General features: G+C 69.8%; 15 protein-coding genes and 2 pseudogenes. 7 read left to right on the top strand and 10 right to left on the bottom strand.

The annotated features are described in order from the left end of the window. Positions 1-17: 17 nt before the first annotated feature. The 4 genes from FNV62_RS45355 to FNV62_RS45340 form a co-directional block, all read right to left on the bottom strand. Positions 18-2,234 carry a helix-turn-helix transcriptional regulator gene (locus tag FNV62_RS45355; protein ID WP_144316195.1) on the bottom strand — a complete coding sequence of 739 codons (2,217 nt, stop codon included), beginning with the start codon at positions 2,232-2,234 and terminating at the stop codon, positions 18-20. A 148-nt stretch (positions 2,235-2,382) separates the two neighbouring features. Continuing rightward, positions 2,383-2,871, bottom strand: a complete 489-nt coding sequence (locus tag FNV62_RS45350) for a flavin reductase family protein (protein ID WP_225900617.1) — start codon at positions 2,869-2,871, stop codon at positions 2,383-2,385. 304 nt (positions 2,872-3,175) lie between these two features. Next, positions 3,176-4,045 carry a dioxygenase gene (locus FNV62_RS45345; RefSeq protein ID WP_143610211.1) on the bottom strand — a complete coding sequence of 290 codons (870 nt, stop codon included), beginning with the start codon at positions 4,043-4,045 and terminating at the stop codon, positions 3,176-3,178. After that, the gene (locus tag FNV62_RS45340) at positions 4,038-5,171 is read right to left on the bottom strand and encodes a maleylacetate reductase (protein ID WP_143656461.1); all 1,134 of its coding nucleotides are present in this window, start codon (positions 5,169-5,171) and stop codon (positions 4,038-4,040) included. The genes FNV62_RS45345 and FNV62_RS45340 overlap by 8 nt, the downstream gene beginning before the upstream one ends. Positions 5,172-5,551: 380 nt before the next feature. Here FNV62_RS45340 and FNV62_RS45335 point away from each other — a divergent pair, with 380 nt between their 5' ends. Genes FNV62_RS45335 through FNV62_RS45325 form a run of 3 tightly spaced genes read left to right on the top strand, consistent with a single transcriptional unit; the run spans position 5,552 to position 8,150 of the window. Further along, positions 5,552-6,307 carry a CoA transferase subunit A gene (locus FNV62_RS45335; RefSeq protein ID WP_144316194.1) on the top strand — a complete coding sequence of 252 codons (756 nt, stop codon included), beginning with the start codon at positions 5,552-5,554 and terminating at the stop codon, positions 6,305-6,307. After that, positions 6,307-6,951 carry a CoA transferase subunit B gene (locus FNV62_RS45330; protein WP_144316193.1) on the top strand — a complete coding sequence of 215 codons (645 nt, stop codon included), beginning with the start codon at positions 6,307-6,309 and terminating at the stop codon, positions 6,949-6,951. Before FNV62_RS45335 ends, FNV62_RS45330 begins: the two co-directional genes overlap by 1 nt. Further along, positions 6,948-8,150, top strand: coding sequence for a thiolase family protein (locus FNV62_RS45325; protein WP_144316192.1), 1,203 nt, complete (start codon positions 6,948-6,950; stop codon positions 8,148-8,150). The genes FNV62_RS45330 and FNV62_RS45325 overlap by 4 nt, the downstream gene beginning before the upstream one ends. A gap of 590 nt (positions 8,151-8,740) precedes the next feature. Here FNV62_RS45325 and FNV62_RS45320 read toward each other — a convergent pair. Beyond that, positions 8,741-9,118, bottom strand: coding sequence for a VOC family protein (locus tag FNV62_RS45320; protein ID WP_054228059.1), 378 nt, complete (start codon positions 9,116-9,118; stop codon positions 8,741-8,743). Between the two features lie 510 nt (positions 9,119-9,628). On the opposite strand from FNV62_RS45320, the gene FNV62_RS45315 reads away from it, so the two are divergent. The 3 genes from FNV62_RS45315 to FNV62_RS45305 all read left to right on the top strand — a co-directional run bounded on the left by FNV62_RS45315 (position 9,629) and on the right by FNV62_RS45305 (position 12,071). After that, entirely contained in the window at positions 9,629-10,258 is a 630-nt protein-coding gene (locus tag FNV62_RS45315; protein WP_205523195.1) for a TetR/AcrR family transcriptional regulator, read from the top strand. After that, positions 10,255-11,019 carry an SDR family NAD(P)-dependent oxidoreductase gene (locus tag FNV62_RS45310; RefSeq protein ID WP_097287648.1) on the top strand — a complete coding sequence of 255 codons (765 nt, stop codon included), beginning with the start codon at positions 10,255-10,257 and terminating at the stop codon, positions 11,017-11,019. Before FNV62_RS45315 ends, FNV62_RS45310 begins: the two co-directional genes overlap by 4 nt. 173 nt (positions 11,020-11,192) lie before the next feature. Further along, positions 11,193-12,071 carry an ABC transporter substrate-binding protein gene (locus FNV62_RS45305; RefSeq protein ID WP_143629441.1) on the top strand — a complete coding sequence of 293 codons (879 nt, stop codon included), beginning with the start codon at positions 11,193-11,195 and terminating at the stop codon, positions 12,069-12,071. Between the two features lie 165 nt (positions 12,072-12,236). Here the strand turns inward: FNV62_RS45305 and FNV62_RS45300 are convergent. Continuing rightward, a pseudogene (locus FNV62_RS45300) lies at positions 12,237-12,685 on the bottom strand (RNA-guided endonuclease TnpB family protein); the annotation flags it as partial. A gap of 54 nt (positions 12,686-12,739) precedes the next feature. Then, positions 12,740-13,117 (bottom strand): MerR family transcriptional regulator, encoded by a 378-nt coding sequence (locus FNV62_RS45295; RefSeq protein ID WP_164657673.1) that lies wholly within the window; start codon positions 13,115-13,117, stop codon positions 12,740-12,742. A gap of 117 nt (positions 13,118-13,234) precedes the next feature. Here FNV62_RS45295 and FNV62_RS45290 point away from each other — a divergent pair, with 117 nt between their 5' ends. Continuing rightward, the gene (locus FNV62_RS45290) at positions 13,235-14,308 is read left to right on the top strand and encodes an alkene reductase (protein ID WP_144316190.1); all 1,074 of its coding nucleotides are present in this window, start codon (positions 13,235-13,237) and stop codon (positions 14,306-14,308) included. A 145-nt stretch (positions 14,309-14,453) separates the two neighbouring features. Here the strand turns inward: FNV62_RS45290 and FNV62_RS45285 are convergent, their stop codons facing one another. From FNV62_RS45285 to FNV62_RS45275, 3 genes and pseudogenes are all read right to left on the bottom strand, one after another. After that, a complete protein-coding gene (locus FNV62_RS45285) occupies positions 14,454-15,434 on the bottom strand; it encodes an aldo/keto reductase (RefSeq protein ID WP_144316189.1) in 981 nt (326 codons plus the stop codon). 257 nt (positions 15,435-15,691) lie between these two features. Next, the gene (locus tag FNV62_RS45280) at positions 15,692-17,230 is read right to left on the bottom strand and encodes a flavin-containing monooxygenase (RefSeq protein WP_143604025.1); all 1,539 of its coding nucleotides are present in this window, start codon (positions 17,228-17,230) and stop codon (positions 15,692-15,694) included. Positions 17,231-17,823: 593 nt separating this feature from the next. Beyond that, positions 17,824-18,240, bottom strand: a pseudogene (locus tag FNV62_RS45275) (S8 family serine peptidase); the annotation flags it as partial. Between the last annotated feature and the right edge of the window lie 16 nt (positions 18,241-18,256).

The following is an 18,256-nucleotide window of genomic DNA, read 5'->3' as shown; positions in this document are numbered from 1 at the left end:
GGATGCCGGGGCCCGGGTCAGAGCACGCCGCACTCCCGGGCCCTGGCGACCGCTCCGCCCCTGTCGTGCGCGTCGAGTTTGCGGAAGATCGCCCGTACCTGTGTCTTGACGGTGTTGTGGGACACATAGAGCTCGGAAGCGATCTCACGCAGCGTCAGCGGACCGCACAGGGCCCGGAGCACCCGCCGCTCCCCCACCGACAGGTCCTGGGGGCGGGGGGCGGCCGATACCACCGCCGTGTCCCCGCCGGCTCGGGCGAGCAGGTCCGTCAGCACCCCGGGCGACTCGCACCGGGCCGCCGCCCGCCCGGCCGCCTCGCGGGCCCTTCGCGCCGCGTCCGTGTTGCGCCGCGCGCTCTCAAGCCGCGACCGCGTGAAGTGGCACAAGGCGCGCACGTGGGGTTCGCTTTCCGTCCGGGGCGAGCCCGCCAGCACCGCTTCCGCGCCGGCCAGAACCCGTTCGGCCTCCTCGGTCTGTCCCTCTTCGAGGAGCAGGCCGGCCCGGCCGATGTAGGCGGGCACAGAGACGAAGTGCCGGCCCAGGCCGACCGCCGCGACTGCCTCGAGGGCCTCGTCACTGAGAATGCGCGCCAGTTCGTGCCGACCGGCCAGGAGCGCACACACCACCCGCAACCCCAGCGCGCGGACGAGCGCCAGGCCGTGCCCGGCGGCATGCGCATCACGGGTCGCCTCGCCGAGCAGCGCCTCCGCCTCCTCGTACCGGCAGGTCCAGAGCAGCGCGGCACCGCGGGCCGTACAGGCCAGGGCACGCCAGGCAGTCAGCGGCAGGGTGCCGGCGACGGCGGCTTCGCCGAGACGGCCGGCGGTCAACACCTCCCCCTTCAGACAGCAGGCCACGACCTGAGCGACGGCTGCGGCGTCGGACACGGTGCTGCCTTCGCCGACCGTCTCCAGTCCCGTCTGCCTGAGCTGGGCCACATCCAGCCAGCGCCGGGCCGTTTCCGGGGCGCCTCCTGAGAGAGCCGCCATCGCCGCCACGACGCACAGCCTCGCGTCGGCGGCGACCGTGCGGGGCGGCAAGAGATCCAGCCAGTTCGAGACCTGCGCACCACGACCCGCCGAGATCGCCTTCTCCCAGCCGTCGAGGACCGACGCGACGGCCGCGGGCTCATCGCCGCCCAGCGTCCAGTGCCGTACGGCCGCGGTCGTCTCCCCCTGCCGGGAGTACCACTGACCCGCCGACCGGTGCAGGGACACGACGGTGTCGGACCCTTCGGACTCAAGGACGTCGGACAGCAGCGAAGCCAGTGCCCGGTGATGCCGGTACGCCGACGGATCGGCGGCGGGCACGAGCAGTTGCACGGTCCGTGCGAGCTCGCGCAGCAGTACGCCCGCCCGGTCCCCGGCCAGGGCCTGGCACGGCCCGGCGCTCAACTCGTCGAGCACACTGGTACGCAGCAGGAACCGGCGCTGTTCGGTGGTGAGCCGATAGAGCACCTCGGTGGCCAGATACTCGGTGACCGCCTGCCTGCCGCGGGCCAGATTACCTTCCGTGTCTGCCTCGTTCGCCGAGCGGGCGAGGGCGCGCCCCATGATGCACAGCCCCGCCGCCCATCCCTCGGTGGCCTCGTACAGCGCGCTCGAAGCGTCCGCGGTCGGAGCGGACCCGAGAAGACCGGTGAGCACTGCCTGTGCTTCCTCAGGGGTGAAGGCCAGGTCGTGCTGGTCGAGTTCGGCGGTCAGACCCCGGGCGCGCAGGGTCGGAAGGGGGCTTCCGGGAACGTGCCGGGTCGACAGAACGACGCGGAAACCGTGGGGAAGCCTGGTCAGGAAGTCCGCCAGGCTGCGCACTGCGTCGGCGTCCGTGATGGATTCCAGCCCGTCGAGGATCAGTGTGAGCGGTCCCTCCCCGCCCAGTCCGGTCACAAGGCCCGGCAGGATCTCCTCGAGCCATGCGTCCACCGTCCACCCATCGCTGTCGAGGCGGCCGGGCAGGTTCGGTCGTGCGTGGTGCACCGCTCGCAGGATGCAGGACCAGAGCCGGTCCGGGGCGTTGTCGTACGCGTCCAGGCTGAGCCAGGCGCACTCCCCGCGGGCCGCCAAGCCCTGCGACCACTCGGTCAGGAGCACCGTTTTCCCGGCACCGGCCGGCGCGGAGAGCACCACCACGGGCTCGGTCGCCGCCTCAAGCCGGCGCAGTAGACGCGGGCGTGTCAGCAGATGCGGGGGCTGGGCCGGAGGATGCAGCTTGAATGTCGCAACGGAGCTGGTCATGGCACTTTCCGTGGAGTCGTCGGAACGGGCGGAGCCCCCGACGGCCATGGCTCACCTCGGGGGAACCGGACATCGGGGGCGGTGGCGGCGGCGGTGGCGGCCGGTCACGGGCCTGGCGGCGGCTTCCTTCGAACCGCCGCCTCCAGGACTAGTGCGGAGCCCGGAGTGCGCCGAAGCCGCCCGCGAAGTGGACCAACGGTCGGCAGTCCGCCTTGTGTGCCCAATGGCGGACGTCGCCCACGAAGATGGTGTGATCGCCGCCGGGGAGCGCCTCGGCGACGTCGCACACGACAGCCGCGATGGCGTCCTTCAACACCGGCACGCCGTGGTCGTCGAAGGTCTCGACGCCCGCGAACTTGTCCGCTTTGGAAGCGGCGAAGTTCCGCGCCAGGTGCTCGCTGTCCTCGCCGAGCACATTGACGGCGAAGCGGCCGTACGCCGCGATCGCGGTCCGCGTGTACAAGTGGTTGCCGATGCACACGAGCAGCTGGAGCGGGTCGAGGGAGAGGGCGGACACGGCGCTCGCCGTCATGCCGATGGGTGTGCTTCCGGAGCACGTGGTGATCACGCTGACACCCGTGGCGAGCCGGCTCATCGTGGCTCGGAAATCGACTGTCATGTCAAGGGTTTCGGTCATCGGAGGACCTCCGTGAAAGTCGGGAAGAGCGTCGGCCTGTCGGGCAGGTCACGGGGTGAACTCACCGCGCCACCGGGTGGGTTGGCGGGCATGTCGTTCGAGCGGGGCAGGAAGGCGGGCGGCTGCCCCATGACGTACGCGAGGTCATCGCGCGCGTGGTGGACGGATCGCGCTTCGCCGAGTTCGGGGCAAAGTTGCGTCCGGTCCCGTACCGGGGGTTGTCACGGTCTGCCGGCTCATCGGCGCAGCCGGTCGGCCAGGCGTCGGAAGTCCGCGGGCGGCGGCACTCCGGGCTCCTTCGCTCTCAGTCCGCGGGCAGGGGTTCGAGGACGAAGGTGTGGCGCAGCAGGGTGTAGGGCACGTCGGTCAGCCCGCGGCAGGGCCCGGCGTCGGCCGCGTATGTGTCGTAGGACTCGACCAGCGACTCCTTGACTCCGAACACCGGATCGGTGTCCAGGTACGGGTCGTCCGAAGGGAACAGCATGCTGGTCACGCGCTGGAATCCCGGAGCCTTGATCAGCAGGTGCACATGGGCGGGACGCATGGGCGACCTGCTGGTCGCGCTCAAGAGTTCGCCGACCGGGCCGTCAGCGGGTATCGGGTAGCTGGACGGGCGGATGGAACGGAAGCTGAAGTGTCCTCTCTCGTCGGTCCGGAACAGCGCGCGCATGGCCGTGTCGACCTGGCCGGGCACATCCACGTCGTAATGGCCCTCGGAGTCGCTGTGCCAGACATCCACCGCGGCGCCGGTCACCGGCGCTCCCTCACGGTTGACGACCCGTCCCTCGAAGAACAGCGGGGTGCCGGGCAGGCCTGCGGAGATGTCGGCGGCGTCGGCGTGCTGCGGCCTGTCTTCCCTGAAGAAGGGGCCCAGGACGCTGTTCTGTGTGGCTTCGGCGGGACGTCGGTTGCCCAGGGCGTCGACCAGCATGGTGATGCCCAACACGTCGGACAGCAGGATGAATTCCTGGCGCGTCGGTGTGCACATCTGCCCGGTGCGTGTCAGGAAGTCCACTCCCCGGGCCCACTCCTCCTCCGTGGGTTCGACGTCACGGACGAAGGAGTGGAGGTGCCGCACCAGTGATTCCAGGATCTCCGCGAGGCGGGAGTCCTTGGTGTCCCGCATGGTCGCGATCACGGCCTCGGTGATGGTGTCGCTGGTCAGATCACGCATGGCGTGCTCCCGTGGTGGTCGAGGGTTCGATGACGGAGTCGGTCTGGGGTTGTTCGTTGCCCGGTGGCGTCCGCGGCGTCTCCCCGGCCCAGGCGCGTGTCAGGAAAGCGCGGACAGCTGTCCGGTCGACTGGGCGCGGATTCCAGTAGCCGTCCCGCACGATGAGTTCGGCCGCCTGCTCGATCCCCGATTCGGGCATGCCGAGGTCTCGCAGTGCCCTGGGGGCACCGAGCCTCCCGGCGAAGTCGAAGAGACCGCTCGCGGCGTCGTCCGTCGACAGCGCCTGCGTGATGCGTGCCATGGCTTCGGGGGCCGCCGGCCCGTTGTAGGCGACCACGTGCGGCAGGACGACTGTGTGGGTTTCGGCGTGCGGAAGGCCGAATGTGCCGCCCAGCACGTGGCACACCTTGTGGTGCAGGGCCATGCCCACCGTGCCGAGGCACGTGCCCGCCAGCCACGCCCCGTACAGCGCATCCGCCCGTGCCTCGCCGTCGTCCGGACGTCGCGCGATGACCGGAAGGGATCGGGTGAGGGAGTCGAGCGCTTCACCGGCCATCAGGAAGGCGACCGGGTCCCGGTCCTGTGCGTAGAGGGCCTCCACGGCGTGCGCCATCGCGTTGATGCCGCTGACCACCGATATCGCCGCCGGCAACGTGAGCGTCAGGTCGACGTCGTAGACCACCGTCCTGAGCAGCGCTTCCGGCAGCCGCCGGGTCGTCTTCCTGCGGCCTTCGGTCTCTCCGAGGATCGGCGTCATCTCCGAGCCGGCGTACGTGGTGGGCAGCGCCAGCTGCGGAAGACCGGTCCGCACGGCGATCGCCTTGCCGAGGCCGATGGTCGATCCGCCGCCGATGGCGAGCACGGAGTCCGCTGCCACGGATCTGGCGTACGTGACCGCCTGGTGCGTGACCTCGACGGGGGTGTGCGGGGCAGCTTCGGCGAACGTTCCCACGGCTGCCGCACCCAGCAGGTCGCGCATCTCCGCTGCCTGGGCCACTTGACCAGGTGTGCACAGGATGAGCACCCGACGGCATCCGAGAGCATCGGCCTCTTCGGGAATACGGCTGCGTGTACCGCTGCCGAAGACCACCTTGGTGATCTGTCCCCGATGCACGAATGTCTTCATGAGAATTTCCTCGGTCCTGCCGATCCTGCGTTCATGGGGAAAGCGTCGGCACTCGGATGATGCGCGTCAACGGAATCCGTGAGTGATAACGGGAATCGGTGAGGGAATACCTTGTTCGCGCGACGCTCACCGACAGTGCGGCCTGGGGATCACGGGCGATATCACTCATCTGCGGGATACCGGCGGATGCCAGGGCGCTGGACCGTGGGGGCAGGTGTCGGTCAGGTGAGATGCGAATGAGACGGACATGTCTGCGGCGGATCCGCTCCCGCGATTTCCGTGACGCCCGCGGAAATATTACAGAACCCGGCCGAATTCTTGACATTGCACGGAAACAGCGTCTGATGGGTCCACATTGACGAGAGGCAGAGTGAAAAAGGATGGATAAAGTGGTCGCCACGGCCTTGGAGGCGGTGGCGGATGTGCCGGAGGGTGCGTCGTTGGCGGTGGGCGGGTTCGGGTTGAGCGGTGTGCCGAACGTATTGGTCCAGGCGCTGTTCGAGCGGGGGGTGTCGGGGCTGTCGGTCGTCTCGAACAACTGCGGGGCGATGGAGTCCGGGCTCGCGGTGCTGCTGTCCGCCGGGCGGATCGCGCGGGTGACCGGCTCCTACATCGGGGCGAACAAGGAGTTCGCGCGGCAGTATCTGGCCGGGGAGCTGGAGGTGGAGATGATCCCGCAGGGCACGCTCGCGGAGCGGTTGCGTGCGGGTGGTGCGGGGATCCCCGCCTTCTACACCCCCGCCGGGGTGGGCACGCAGGTCGCGGACGGCGGGCTGCCCTGGCGCTATGACGGCTCGGGCGGGGTGGCGCTGGCCTCGCCCGCCAAGGAGGTGCGCGAGTTCGACGGCACCGAGTACGTGCTGGAGCGCGGCATCCGCACCGACTTCGCGCTGGTGAGGGCCGCGAAGGGCGACCGGCATGGCAACCTCGTCTTCAGCAGGTCCACCCGGAACTTCAACCCCCTCGCGGCGATGGCGGGCAGGGTGACGATCGCCGAGGTGGAGGAGCTGGTCGAGCCCGGCGGGATCGACCCGGACGCGGTGCATCTGCCGGGGATCTTCGTACAGCGGGTGGTGGCCCTCACTCCCGAGCAGGCCGCCGCGAAGATGATCGAGAAGCGGACGGTGAGCGGCTGATGGCCTGGAGTCGTGAGGAGATGGCGGCCCGTGCGGCACGCGAACTCCAGGACGGGCAGTACGTCAATCTCGGCATCGGGCTGCCGACGCTGATCCCCAACCACCTCCCGGCCGGCGTCGAGGTGATCCTGGAGTCCGAGAACGGGATCCTGGGCACCGGCCCCTACCCCACCGAGGACCAGGTCGACCCGGACCTCATCAACGCCGGCAAGGAGACCGTGACGGTCCTGCCGGGCGCCTCCTTCTTCGACTCGGCGCTGTCCTTCTCGATGATCCGGGGCGGCCACATCGACGTGGCCGTGCTCGGCGCGATGCAGGTCTCCGCGCGCGGTGACCTGGCGAACTGGGCCATCCCAGGGAAAATGATCACCGGGATCGGCGGGGCGATGGACCTCGTCCACGGCGCCCGCACCGTCATCGTGGTGATGACACATGTGGCGAAAGACGGCTCGGCGAAGATCCTTCAGGAGTGCGCGCTGCCGCTCACCGGCAAGGCGTGCGTCAACCGGATCATCACCGACCTCGGCGTCCTCGACGTCACCGACGACGGGCTGATGCTCATCGAGACCGCGCCCGGCGTCACGGCCGGAGAGATCATCGCCAAGACCGCCGCCAAGCTGACCGTCGCGGAGGACCTGCAGTGAACACCGTGTACATCGTCGACGCCGTACGGACCCCGATCGGCCGCTACAACGGCGCCCTGGCGAGCGTGCGTCCGGACGACCTGGCCGCGCATGCCCTTCGTGAACTCCTGGCCCGCACCCCGGACCTGGACCCCGCCCGGATCGAGGACGTCTACCTCGGCAACGCCAACGGCGCCGGCGAGGAGAACCGCAACGTCGCCCGCATGGCCGCCCTGCTCGCCGGGCTGCCCACCTCGGTGCCGGGCGTGAGCGTCAACCGGCTGTGCGCCTCCGGCCTCGAAGCCGTCATCCAGGCCGCCCGCGCCATCGCCGTCGGCGACGCCCACATCGCCCTGGCCGGCGGCGTGGAGTCCATGACCCGCGCCCCCTACGTCCTGCCCAAGAACGACCGGCCCTTCCCCGCCGGACACACCCAGCTGTACTCCACCACCCTCGGCTGGCGCATGGTCAACCCGAGGATGGACCCCCAGTGGACCATCCCGCTCGGCGAGTCCGCCGAACTCATCGCCGACAAACACAAAATCAGCCGCGAGCAGCAGGACGAATACGCCCTCGCCAGCCACCACAAAGCCGCGAAGGCCCAGCAGGAGGGCCTGTTCGACCGCGAGATCACCCCCGTGCCGATCCCCCAGCGCAAGGGCGACCCGGTCATCTTCGCCGCCGACGAATCCGTCCGCCCCGACACCTCCCCCACCGCCATGGCCAGGCTCAAGCCGTCCTTCCGCACCGAGAACGGCACCGTCACCGCGGGCAACGCCTCCCCCCTCAACGACGGCGCCGCCGCCCTCCTCCTCACCGACGAGGAAGGACTGAAGACCACCGGCCGCGAACCCCTCGCCCGCATCCGAGCCACCGGCGTCTCCGCGACCGACCCCCAGTACTTCGGACTCGCCCCCGTCGAAGCCGTCACCCGCGCCCTGGCCAAAGCCGGCAAGACCTTCGCCGATCTCGACGTGCTCGAACTGAACGAGGCCTTCGCCGCCCAGGTCCTCGGGTGTGTGGCCGAATGGCCCGAGTTCGACCCCCAGGTCCTCAACCCCCAGGGCGGTGCGATCGCCCTCGGCCACCCCCTCGGCGCCTCCGGCGCCCGCCTCGCCGGCACCGTCGCCCACCAACTCGCCCGCAAGGGAACGGGAGTTGGTGTCGCCACCCTCTGCATCGGCGTCGGCCAGGGCCTCGCCCTCGTCCTGGAACGCTGACACGGATTCGCCCGCATCGGCGTCGGTTCCGGTTGCGGCAGCTCTACCACTGCCCGCAGACCAGCGACCTGTTCGACGGACACATCGCACTTCCCTCCCAACTGGCCTTAACAGCTTGCCGACTTGGCATCGTGAGATGTCTCAGCGAACAGTGGCGACCGGGCGCGGACGGTGACGGTGCGGTGAGGGTCGAAGACCACGGGGACTGGTCGTTCTTCGCCCTGGAGTACGGGGACGCGTGTCGAAGCCGTCCGCCACGGCCCGTGCGACAGCACTCGCGCAGGGGCACCACCTGGATCACGGGTGAGCAAGGGAAGCCATGCCGCAGCCGGGGCCGGTGACTCTGTTGCGGGGACGGCGAATGTGGTGACGGGCCCGGCGACCGGGCCTCCTGCGCGGGGGCAGCCTGACCTCCCGCGCAGGGCCGGTCGGTGCGGACGTAGGGGTGCTGGTATTCGCGCCATACGGGGAGACGGCGCCGCACAGCCCTACGGGCCCCCGCCGGACCGGTGGCTCGCATTCGAGCTCTACCCCGACGGATCCGGAGTCACCGCAGGCCGCGGCGTGACCCGATGAGCCTCGGACGAGCGTCAGAGCGGCTTGATGCGGGCCTTGAGCAGGCAGAACTCATTGCCCTCAGGGTCGGCCAGGACATGCCACTGCTCGTCCCCGGTCTGGCCGATGTCGGCCCGGCGGGCACCGAGCTTCAGGAGGCGTTCGAGCTCGGCGTCCTGGTCACGGTCGGTGGGGTTGACGTCGATGTGCAGCCGGGACTTCCCCGGCTCCGGCTCGTCCCGGACGCTGAAGAAGATCGTGGGCTGCGGACCGCCGAACCCTTCCGGCGTACCGATCTCCACGCAGCCCTCCTCGCGGCCGACCACGACGTAGCCCAGGACCTCGCACCAGAACTGCGCCAACAGTTCGGGGTCGCGGCAACCGAGCACAAGCTCACCGATACGACATGCCATAAAGAAACCTTCCCTCAGTCGGCGGGCCGCCGGGGCCACGGGCACAGCTCATGGGCTCTCAGCAGCGAAGACAACTCCGCGACCGTACCGAACGAGGCAAGCTTGGGAAAGATCTTTTTTCCGTGCCGAGGGGCGGCTTCTTTCCGTGCCGAGGGGCGGCCGGGCACGCCGGGCGGTCGACGTCGAGCGAGGGACGGGTGGGGGCTTCCCAGGCCAGCTCACACGACCCACCGGACAGGCCCCAGCCGACGGGGTCGGCAGCCGCAGGACACGCGGCCGGCGTCGATCACCTGGTCGGCAACCCGTGCGATCCGCTCCGGCCGGCGCGTACAGAAGCCACGCGTCCAGGCTGTGCACGTCCTCTTCCTCCGCTTCGGCTTCCGCCACTTCGGCCACGCAGTTCCGCACACTCGGCATGCCTTGACAGCGGAGGGGCAGGAAGCCAGCATGGAAACTATGGAAACTACATCAGTTTCGAAAGTTTCCGAGCATGGCGGGCAGCGTGCTGACGTGATCGTGGAGGCGGCCGGCCGGCTGTTCTTCGCGCCGGGTTCCGTGCGGGTGAGCATGGACGATCTCGCCCGTGAACTCGGGATGAGCAAGAAGACGATCTACCGTCATTTCCCGGACAAGCGCAGTCTGCTGGCCGCGGTGCTGGACCGGCAGTTCGCGGCGGTGGAGCGCACGCTGATGGCGGCGGCTCAGGACGCGCAGGGGCAGCCGTTCGATGTGCGGGTCCAGCGGTTTCTGCTCGCGGCGGGCAGTGAGCTCGGGCGGATCGGCGCTGCCCAGCTCGCGGCGGGGCGGGGCGATGCGATGCTGCGCCAGTACGTGGAGCGGCGCGTGGACACGGTGGTCTACCGGCGGCTCGACGAACTGTTCCGGGACGGGCACCGGCAGGGACTGCTGCCGGCGCCACCTGAACTGCTGAGTGAGATCACCCGCGGCGCGCTGGAACGGCTGCTCACCTCGCAACTGCCGCGCGAACTCGACCGGACTGCGGCCGATCTGCTGCGGGCGACCGTCGACACCGTGCTCTACGGCGCGATCCGCCCGGCACACTCCGGGCACCCCGGCACCGGCGATGAACAACTCGAGGCGGTCATTCCGACGGCCCGCGATGAGGAGGTGGGCCCATGACCGGGACAACCGGCAGGGTGGTCTTGGTGACAGGGGCCAGCAGCGGAATCGGTGCGGCCACCGCACGCCTTCTGGCCGCCCGGGGGATGCGCGTGGTGGTCAACTACCTCCGCAACAGCACGGCAGCCGGGGAGATCGTGGCCGGCATCGAAGCCGCCGGCGGCCAGGCCATGGCCGTGCAGGCCGACGTGCGCGAGGCGGCGGCGGTCGAGAACATGGTCGGGCAGGTCCAGGCGGCATGGGGCGGCGTCGACGTGCTCGTGCACAACGCGCTCATCCCGTATGCGGTCAAGTCGTTCCAGGACATGACGTGGGAAGAACTGGGCGGCAAGCTCGACGGCGAGATGCGTGCGGCGTTCGCGGTCACCAAAGCCGTCCTGCCCGCGATGACCGAACAGGGCTGGGGACGCATCATCTACATCGGTACCGGCCTCAGCCGCCTGCCCCGAGAGCACATGATCGCGCTCGGCACCTCCAAGGCCGCACTGGAGCAGTTCGCCCGCTACCTCGCCCAGGAACTGGGCCCGCAGGGCATCACGGTCAACGTCGTCGCGCCCGGCCCGGTGGAGGACACCCGCATGGCCCGCATGACGGATGTGTTCGACGACGCCCACAAGAAGCGCCAGGTGGCCGCCACCCCGCTGGGCCGTCTGGCCCACCCGGAGGACGTCGCCCAGGCGGTCGCCTTCTACGCCGGCGAGGACAACGCCTTCATGACCGGCACCACGGCCGCGGTCAACGGCGGCATGCTCATGTACTGACGCCCCGCCGTCCTTTGCACACGGGGCCATACCGTCCGGGTCCGGCCGTCGGCCGCACCGCCTCCGGCACACCGTCACCTCAGCACCATGAGCCGCAGCACCATGGGCCGCAGCGCCCTGCGCCTGCGGCCCGCGCGGGCACAGGGCGGCGACACGATCAAGGAAAGACATTCATGCACACGATCGATCTCGCCTACGTCGGGCGGGGCCTGCACGAGGAACTGGTCGCCCACATCGCCGACCAGCAGGACTACTACGCCGACGAGGGCGTCCACGTCGCACTGCGCGACGGCTGCTCCTGGGACGAGGAGCGGCTGCGCCGCGGCGCCACCATCGGGCTCGGCCGGGCACTGCTGTCCCGGCTGACCGACAGCACTCCCTGGGTCGCGCTCCAGGTCAACACCACCCGCCCGCTGTTCTGGTTCCTCGCCCGCCCCGGCCTGACCTCCCTGGCCGACCTGGCCGGTCGGCGGCTGGCGGTACACGCCCCACACACCGCACCCGGGTGCTTCACCCGGATCGTGCTGCGCCGGGCCGGCCTCGACCCGGACCGCGACATCCACACCGTGGTCCGCCCGCCCGGCGACTACGGCATGGACCTGCGCCGACTGCACGACGGCAGCATCGACGCCGCCCTGGTCGGCAGCACCATGGCACCGGAGGCGATAGCCGCCGAGCACGGCTGGCAGGTACTGGGCTGGGTCGGCGACCACTTCCGGATCCCCACCGTCGGCCTGGCCGTCGACCCCACCTACACCGACCCGGACGACCCCGCGGTCCAGGCCGTCCTACGAGCCCACCGGCGCGCCCTGCGCGTGATTCACGACGAACCCGACACCACGGTGCGGCACATGCGGACATTCCTCGGCCGCCACACCCCGGACGAAGTCCGGGCCCACTACGAGACGTTCATCTCACCGTATTTCACCACCGACGGCCAGGCCGACCCCGACGTCGGCGCCGACGCGATCACCGCGGTCGCCACCGAACTCGGCGTCCCCGCCACCGTCACCGCAACCGAGTTCTACCGCACCGCAGCCACCACACCCTAGGGCCTGTCCAAGGGGCCACATGACTCGGCTCCACCTCCTGTCGGGTCCGTCAGCACTCCGCAGGTCCTCGCTCCCGGTCAGTGGGGCGATGCCCCGCAGTTGATCCCTGTGCCGCGGGCCGCCACGGGCGCCCGCGGCGATGCGGAACAGTCAGTTCTGCACGCAGGAGGGGAAGAAGCGGTCCACGATCACCATGTCCCGCCCGTACCAGGCGGCCTTGTAATCCAGAAGGCTCCGGAACTCTGCCCACGCGGCATCGCTGATGGCGCGGGCGAGTTTCCGTTCCTGACCATATTGCGTGCGGTCAGGCCCTCGATCACGAGCGTTGGGATTTCGCGCACGAGTCGAGAGGTCGGCTTGTGCAGGCCGTCCCTGCGCCGGTCCGTGATCCCGGTTCGCGGAGCCTTCTCCTTGCGGGCACAGTGGCGCTGTGCCGTGGCGAGGTGAGCGCGGTCAAGGCGCTCGTGCCGGGGGTTGGCGATCTTCTCACCGGTCGACAGAGCCAGCAGGTGGTCCAGGCCGACGTCGATCCCCACCGCCGCATCCGTGACCGCGAGCGGTTTCACCGTCGGGTCGTCGCACCACCAGACGATGTCCAGCGGGCCGGCCATCTTGGGGCTGCGTGCTTCCCGGAGGAGCCGGTGCCGGCCTACGAACCCCTCCCCCAGTCAGCCGACCGCAGTCTTTCCCAGCTGTTCCCGGTGTGCCCGGGCCGTGGCCATCAACCCATCGAGCGTGTCCCTGGTCCGCACGAGGTCGGCGATGTGCGTGGAGAGCCGATCGCGCTCCAGTGCCATCCGCTCCAGCGCAGAGTCGGAGTTTTCCTCGCTGGGCGAGTCCACGCAGGGCAGCAGCTCGGTGATGGTGCGGCTGGACAGACCGGCGGCGTACAACCGCTGGATGAACGCGACCCGTTCGACCTCGCCCTCCGTGTAGTGCCGCTGCCCGCTCGGACTACGGGTACTGGTGAGCAGCCCCTGCTCCTCGTAGTAGCGCACGGACCGGACACTGACTCCGGCGCGTGACGCGAGCTCCCCGATCCGCACAAAGTCCTCCCGGCTGAGTTCTGCGTCACAGACCCTTGCCTCTGACGTCAGTGTGAGGTTTTAGCGTAGCCGCCGTGCCCGAGGTGCGGGCACGGCGGAACGCGAAGGAGTCCCGACATGACGACCCTCTTCACCAGCTACCGGCTCGGCGGCCTCACGTTGCCCAACCGGATGGTCATGGCCCCGATGACCCGGGTCCGGGCCGCCGCCGGTGGCCTGGCGACGTCGTCGATGGCGACCTACTACGCCCAGCGGGCCACAGCCGGGCTGATTGTGAGCGAGGGGGTGCAGCCGAGCGCGATCGGGCAGTCCAACCCGGGTACACCGGGACTGCACACCGACGAGCAGGTCGAGGCATGGCGCCCCGTGACCGCCGCCGTCCACGCCAACGGCGGCCGCATCTTCGCCCAGCTCATGCACGGCGGCCGGGTCTCACATTCCGACACCACCGGCCTGCAGCCGGTCGGGCCCTCAGCAGTCCCCGCCGTCGGCGACGTGTTCACCCCGACCGGACTCCAGCCCGCCCCGACGCCGCGCGCGCTGGACACCGCCGAAGTGCCCGAGCACGCGCGGTCGTATGGCGAAGCCGCGCGCCGCGCCGTCGATGCGGGCTTCGACGGCGTGGAACTCCACGGCGCCAACGGCTACCTGATCTCGCAGTTCCTCTCGTCCAACGCCAACCTGCGCACGGACCGCTACGGCGGCCCGATCGTCAACCGGATCAGGTTCGCCGTCGAGGCCGTCGCCGCCACCGTCGAGGCCGTCGGCGGAGACAGGACCGGCATCCGTCTGTCACCGGGCGGGACGTTCTGGGGAGTTCAGGAGACCGACGTCCGCGAGCTCTACGCCGCGCTGCTGGACGAACTGGCCCCCTTCGGGCTGGCCTATGTGCACCTCGAAGCCACCGCCGACGAAGAGGTGCTCGTCGCCCTGCGGCGAGCGTGGCCGGGCACCCTCGTCGTGAACCCTGTCCTTCCGATGGGTCCGAAGCAGACCAGCCGGGACGACGCCGAGCACTGGCTCGGTCTGGGCGCCGATCTCATCAGCTTCGGCCGCGCCTTCCTCGCCAACCCCGACCTGGTCGAGCGGCTGCGGGGCGGGCTTCCGATCGCCCCCGTCGACGAGGCCACGTATTACCAGGGCGGTGACGCGGGCTACCTGACCTACTCGGCCCACCAGTACGCGGGTTGATTCCCAGCTGCGGCAAACGAGCGTGACCAGCGCGGGCGGTGGTGCTCAGCCTCGCTCACGAGCACTCCCGCCGGCTGTCCCAGCCCTGCACTCACGAGCGTGGAACAACTTAGCCGGACCCAGGTGTCGCAGTCACGTCATCACGTCAGGAGTGGCCGAGGACTCGGTGTGGCTGGTACGGGGCTTCCAGGCGGGCGATCTCCTCTTCGCTGAGGGACAGCCCCACCGCCGCGACCGCGTCGTCCAGATGGTTCAGCTTGGTCGCGCCTACGATCGGTGCGCTGATCGCCGGCTTGCCCAGCAACCACGCCAGGGCGATCTGCGCGGGCGGCAGCCCACGCTCACCGGCGACCTCGCGCACCGTGTCGACCACGTCGAAGTCGGCGTCCCCGTATAGTTCCTCGGCGTACTGGTCACTGCCCGCGCGGACCGTGAGCTGCTTGCCGCCGCGTTCGCGTGAACCGGCGAGCAGCCCGCGCGCCAGTGGGCTCCACGGGAGGCAGCCCACGCCCTGGTCTAGGCAGAGGGGGATCATCTCGCGCTCCTCCTCGCGGTAGGTCAGGTTGTAGTGGTTCTGCATCGACACGAACTTCGTCCAGCCGTGTGTCTCCGCGACGTGCTGGGCCTTGGCGAACTGCCAGGCGTACATGCTGGACGCGCCGATGTAGCGCGCCTTGCCGGAGCGGACCACGTCGTGCAGCGCCTCCATGACTTCCTCGATCGGCGTCTCGTAGTCCCACCGGTGGATCTGGTAGAGATCCACGTGGTCGGTCCCCAGTCGCCGCAGCGAGGCATCGATGCCGGACAGGATGTGCTTGCGCGACAGGCCGCCGTCGTTGGGTCCGGAGGCCATCGGGAAATAGATTTTCGTGGCGAGCACGTAGTCGTCACGGCGGGGGAAGAGCTTGTCGAGCAGCCGTCCGGTGATCTCCTCGCTCAGGCCGTGCGAGTACATGTCCGCGGTGTCGAAGAACGTCACCCCGGCCTCCGCTGCCCGCCGCACGATGGGCTCGGCCGCCTCCTCGTCCAGGAACCACGCGCGCCGGGCGGGGTCGCCGTAGCTCATCATGCCGAGGCAGACCCGCGAGACCTTCAGCCCTGTCGAGCCCAGCCTGATGTACTTCATGTCTGCACCCTTAGACGTTCGCCACCCGTTGCGTCAGCTTACGCTCGGCCGGCGCTCGCGGTCGTAGGGAAGCATCCAGTCGGCGACTTCGCCGGCGATCCGCCGTACCTCGGGTTGCCTTCGCGAGACTCCGCGCGGCTGGAGGCTGGTGCAGTGAGCGAAGCGTCATCTGGTGGGCAATGACCGGACCGGGCCTGTGCCGGGAATCAAGTGGTCGTGGAGCTCCCAGTGGTGGGGCCGCGGTATCGGGCACCATGTCATGGCTGCTCTGCGTTCGCGGCTCCCCTTGTCTGAGCGGGCAGGGGAAGGGGCCGGGCAGGGGCGTCGGAGGTGTAGGCGTCGGCGTCGAATCGGCTCAGTCGGCGCACGAGCCGCCCGGTGGACCATGGCCAGGCGAAGGTGTTCCGCCCGGTGGAGGTGAAGTAGTAGCTGGTGCAGCCGCCCGTGTTGTAGACCGTGGTCCCGAGCGCGTCCTGGACGGCGGTGTTGTGGGCGGCCTGTGCGGCCGACCGGACGTCCAGGGCACGGTGGCCGCCCTGGTCGAGGTGGGCCAGGGCGGCGATGAGGTACGTCAACTGGGCTTCCAGGACCGTGATCGCGGAGGTGGAGCCGCCGAGCAGATTGGGTCCCAGAAGCAGGAAGAGGTTGGGGAAGCCGCTCACGGTGGTGCCCATGTACGCCTGCGGTTCACCGCCCCATGCTTCGTCGAGTGTCCGGCCGTTCGTGCCGTACAGACTCTTGGCCAGCGGCAGCTCACCGACGCGGAAGCCTGTGGCCTCGATGAGCACGTCGGTCGGGACGGTGGTGCCGTCGGCGCCGACGACCTCGTTGCCGCGTACGGCGGTCACCGCGGTGGGATGCAGGCGGACGTGCGGCTGAGACAGGGCCTGGTAGAAGGTGCTGGACGTCAGAAGACGCTTGCAGCCCAATCGGTAATCCGGTGTCAGCTGCCGACGTAGCTGCCGGTCGCGGACCGCGAGCCGCAGGTGTGCGCGGGCGCCTGCTTCGAGGAGGCGGGCGCCCTGAGGGTGGCGGAAGGCGTAGCCAAAGCCCTCCTGCAGGGCGTACTGCCCGGCACGCAGGGCGCCGCGCGCGCCGGGTACGCGGTCCAGAAGCCGGTTGAACGCCGCGGGTAGCAGCAGATCGGGCTTGGGCAGCACCCACTGGGCGGTGCGCTGGAAGAGGCCCACGGACGCCGCCTGGGCTTCGATGGCCGGGACGACCTGGACGGCGGAGGCGCCGCTCCCCACCACGGTCACCCGCCGCCCGGCCAAGTCGACGCTGTGGTCCCACCGGGCGGTATGGAACACGGGACCGTTGAAGTCCTCGATCCCGGGGACCTCCAGGCGGCGCGGGACGTGCCACGGGCCGGTGGCCAGGACCAGTACCGCCGCACTGTAGGGCCCGTCGCTGGTCTCCAGCAGCCAGCGGCCGGCCGCCCCGTCCCACCGGGCCCCCAGCACCTGAACACCGCAGCGCAGCATGTCATCAAGCCGGTACCGCTTTGCCGTCGCCCGCAGATAGGCAAGGATTTCCCGCTGCCCGGCGAAGACCCTGCTCCAGGCGGCATCCGGGGTGAAGGAGTAGCTGTAGAGCGTCGAGGGCACATCGCAGGCGCAGCCGGGGTAGGTGTTCTCCCTCCAGGTGCCGCCGAGTTGCGTGCCCTTCTCCAGAACAAGCACATCGTTGAACCCTGCTTCGCGAAGCCGGACGGCGGCGCCGATCCCGGAGAACCCCGCTCCGACGACCACGGCCCGCAGGTCCCTGTCGGTCCGCGTCCTCTGAGCCGGGATCACAGCAACGCTCCGGTCGGGCGGGGGGCGGTGAGACCACGGCCCGCGCGCAGCTCTCGCGGAGCCGTTCGGCGGACGGATCCCGAAGAGAACCCGGCTCCACGGGCCGCCTCGGCCGCCCGTCGTGCGGTCCCTGCCACAGCCTGCCCACCTGGAACGTACGGCCATGGCGAGGTGTGCGGGTCTGGCTCGGTCACAGCAGCCAATGGCAGACCTGTCTGCATCAGTACCTTCTTTCCCTTGCTCCGGGTAGATGCCGTCGGTCGGCGAGCCACCCGTGCCGGCCGACGGGTCACCCGGACACATCCACGACGTCGGCCACCCCGGCGCGTGGTCGTCCGTGCGGCGTCGTCCGCATCCACGCCACTTCGGCCGAATCCGGCGTGAGCCCCTCATGCGTGCAGTTCACGAGAAGTGCTCGGGTGCGTGAAACAGGGACCACAAAGCGTTCCACTGACGCCACGCACTGCATGATCCCGAAACACTCACGCCGGCAGCCCACGTAACGCCGGCACCGGGTGACGGTGAAGAAACCTCACATGCTGGGGATTTGTTCAGTCCGGGCCGTCGAGAACATCACTCGAACGAAGCACGGCTTATGGAGCCGTGCCCGGCACCCAGACCTCGGCCACGCCGGTGTCGTCGACGTAGACGGTCATCGCCGCGTCCATGCCGGACTTGAACAAATAGGCGATCCCCCGTGTGGGATTGCCCTGGGCGTCCTTGATGCGCACGGTCAGCTTGTGCGTCGGGTCCGCCAGCAACACCGCTGTGTGGGTGACCGCATTCCCCGCCGCGTCGGTCGCGCTCAGCGCGGCGGGCACATCCACTCGGCCGCTTCCGACCTGGAGGACGTTTGTGTTCCCAAGCAGCTGCGAGCTGCTGACCAGCAGGTCCTTCAGCTGGGCGCCGGTGAGTCCGGGGTGGGCGGCGGCGAGCAGGGCCGCGGCTCCGACCGTATGCGGGGCCGCCATCGACGTACCGCTGAGCGTCTGGTAGCTGCCCTCGCCGTCGGGAGCGTACTGGGAC

Source organism: Streptomyces sp. RLB3-17 (assembly GCF_007113425.2).
Classification (GTDB): Bacteria; Actinomycetota; Actinomycetes; order Streptomycetales; family Streptomycetaceae; genus Streptomyces; species Streptomyces mirabilis_D.
The sequence above is the reverse complement of the archived record's forward strand: the minus strand, read 5'-3'. Positions and strand labels throughout refer to the sequence as shown.

Excerpts from the sequence above, each read along its gene's own strand:
- FNV62_RS45355 (WP_144316195.1), bottom strand. The coding sequence starts at position 2,234 with ATGACCAGCTCCGTTGCGACATTCAAGCTGCATCCTCCGGCCCAGCCC.
- FNV62_RS45350 (WP_225900617.1), bottom strand. The coding sequence starts at position 2,871 with ATGACCGAAACCCTTGACATGACAGTCGATTTCCGAGCCACGATGAGC.
- FNV62_RS45345 (WP_143610211.1), bottom strand. The coding sequence starts at position 4,045 with ATGCGTGATCTGACCAGCGACACCATCACCGAGGCCGTGATCGCGACC.
- FNV62_RS45340 (WP_143656461.1), bottom strand. The coding sequence starts at position 5,171 with ATGAAGACATTCGTGCATCGGGGACAGATCACCAAGGTGGTCTTCGGC.
- FNV62_RS45335 (WP_144316194.1), top strand. The coding sequence starts at position 5,552 with ATGGATAAAGTGGTCGCCACGGCCTTGGAGGCGGTGGCGGATGTGCCG.
- FNV62_RS45330 (WP_144316193.1), top strand. The coding sequence starts at position 6,307 with ATGGCCTGGAGTCGTGAGGAGATGGCGGCCCGTGCGGCACGCGAACTC.
- FNV62_RS45320 (WP_054228059.1), bottom strand. The coding sequence starts at position 9,118 with ATGGCATGTCGTATCGGTGAGCTTGTGCTCGGTTGCCGCGACCCCGAA.
- FNV62_RS45310 (WP_097287648.1), top strand. The coding sequence starts at position 10,255 with ATGACCGGGACAACCGGCAGGGTGGTCTTGGTGACAGGGGCCAGCAGC.
- FNV62_RS45305 (WP_143629441.1), top strand. The coding sequence starts at position 11,193 with ATGCACACGATCGATCTCGCCTACGTCGGGCGGGGCCTGCACGAGGAA.
- FNV62_RS45290 (WP_144316190.1), top strand. The coding sequence starts at position 13,235 with ATGACGACCCTCTTCACCAGCTACCGGCTCGGCGGCCTCACGTTGCCC.
- FNV62_RS45285 (WP_144316189.1), bottom strand. The coding sequence starts at position 15,434 with ATGAAGTACATCAGGCTGGGCTCGACAGGGCTGAAGGTCTCGCGGGTC.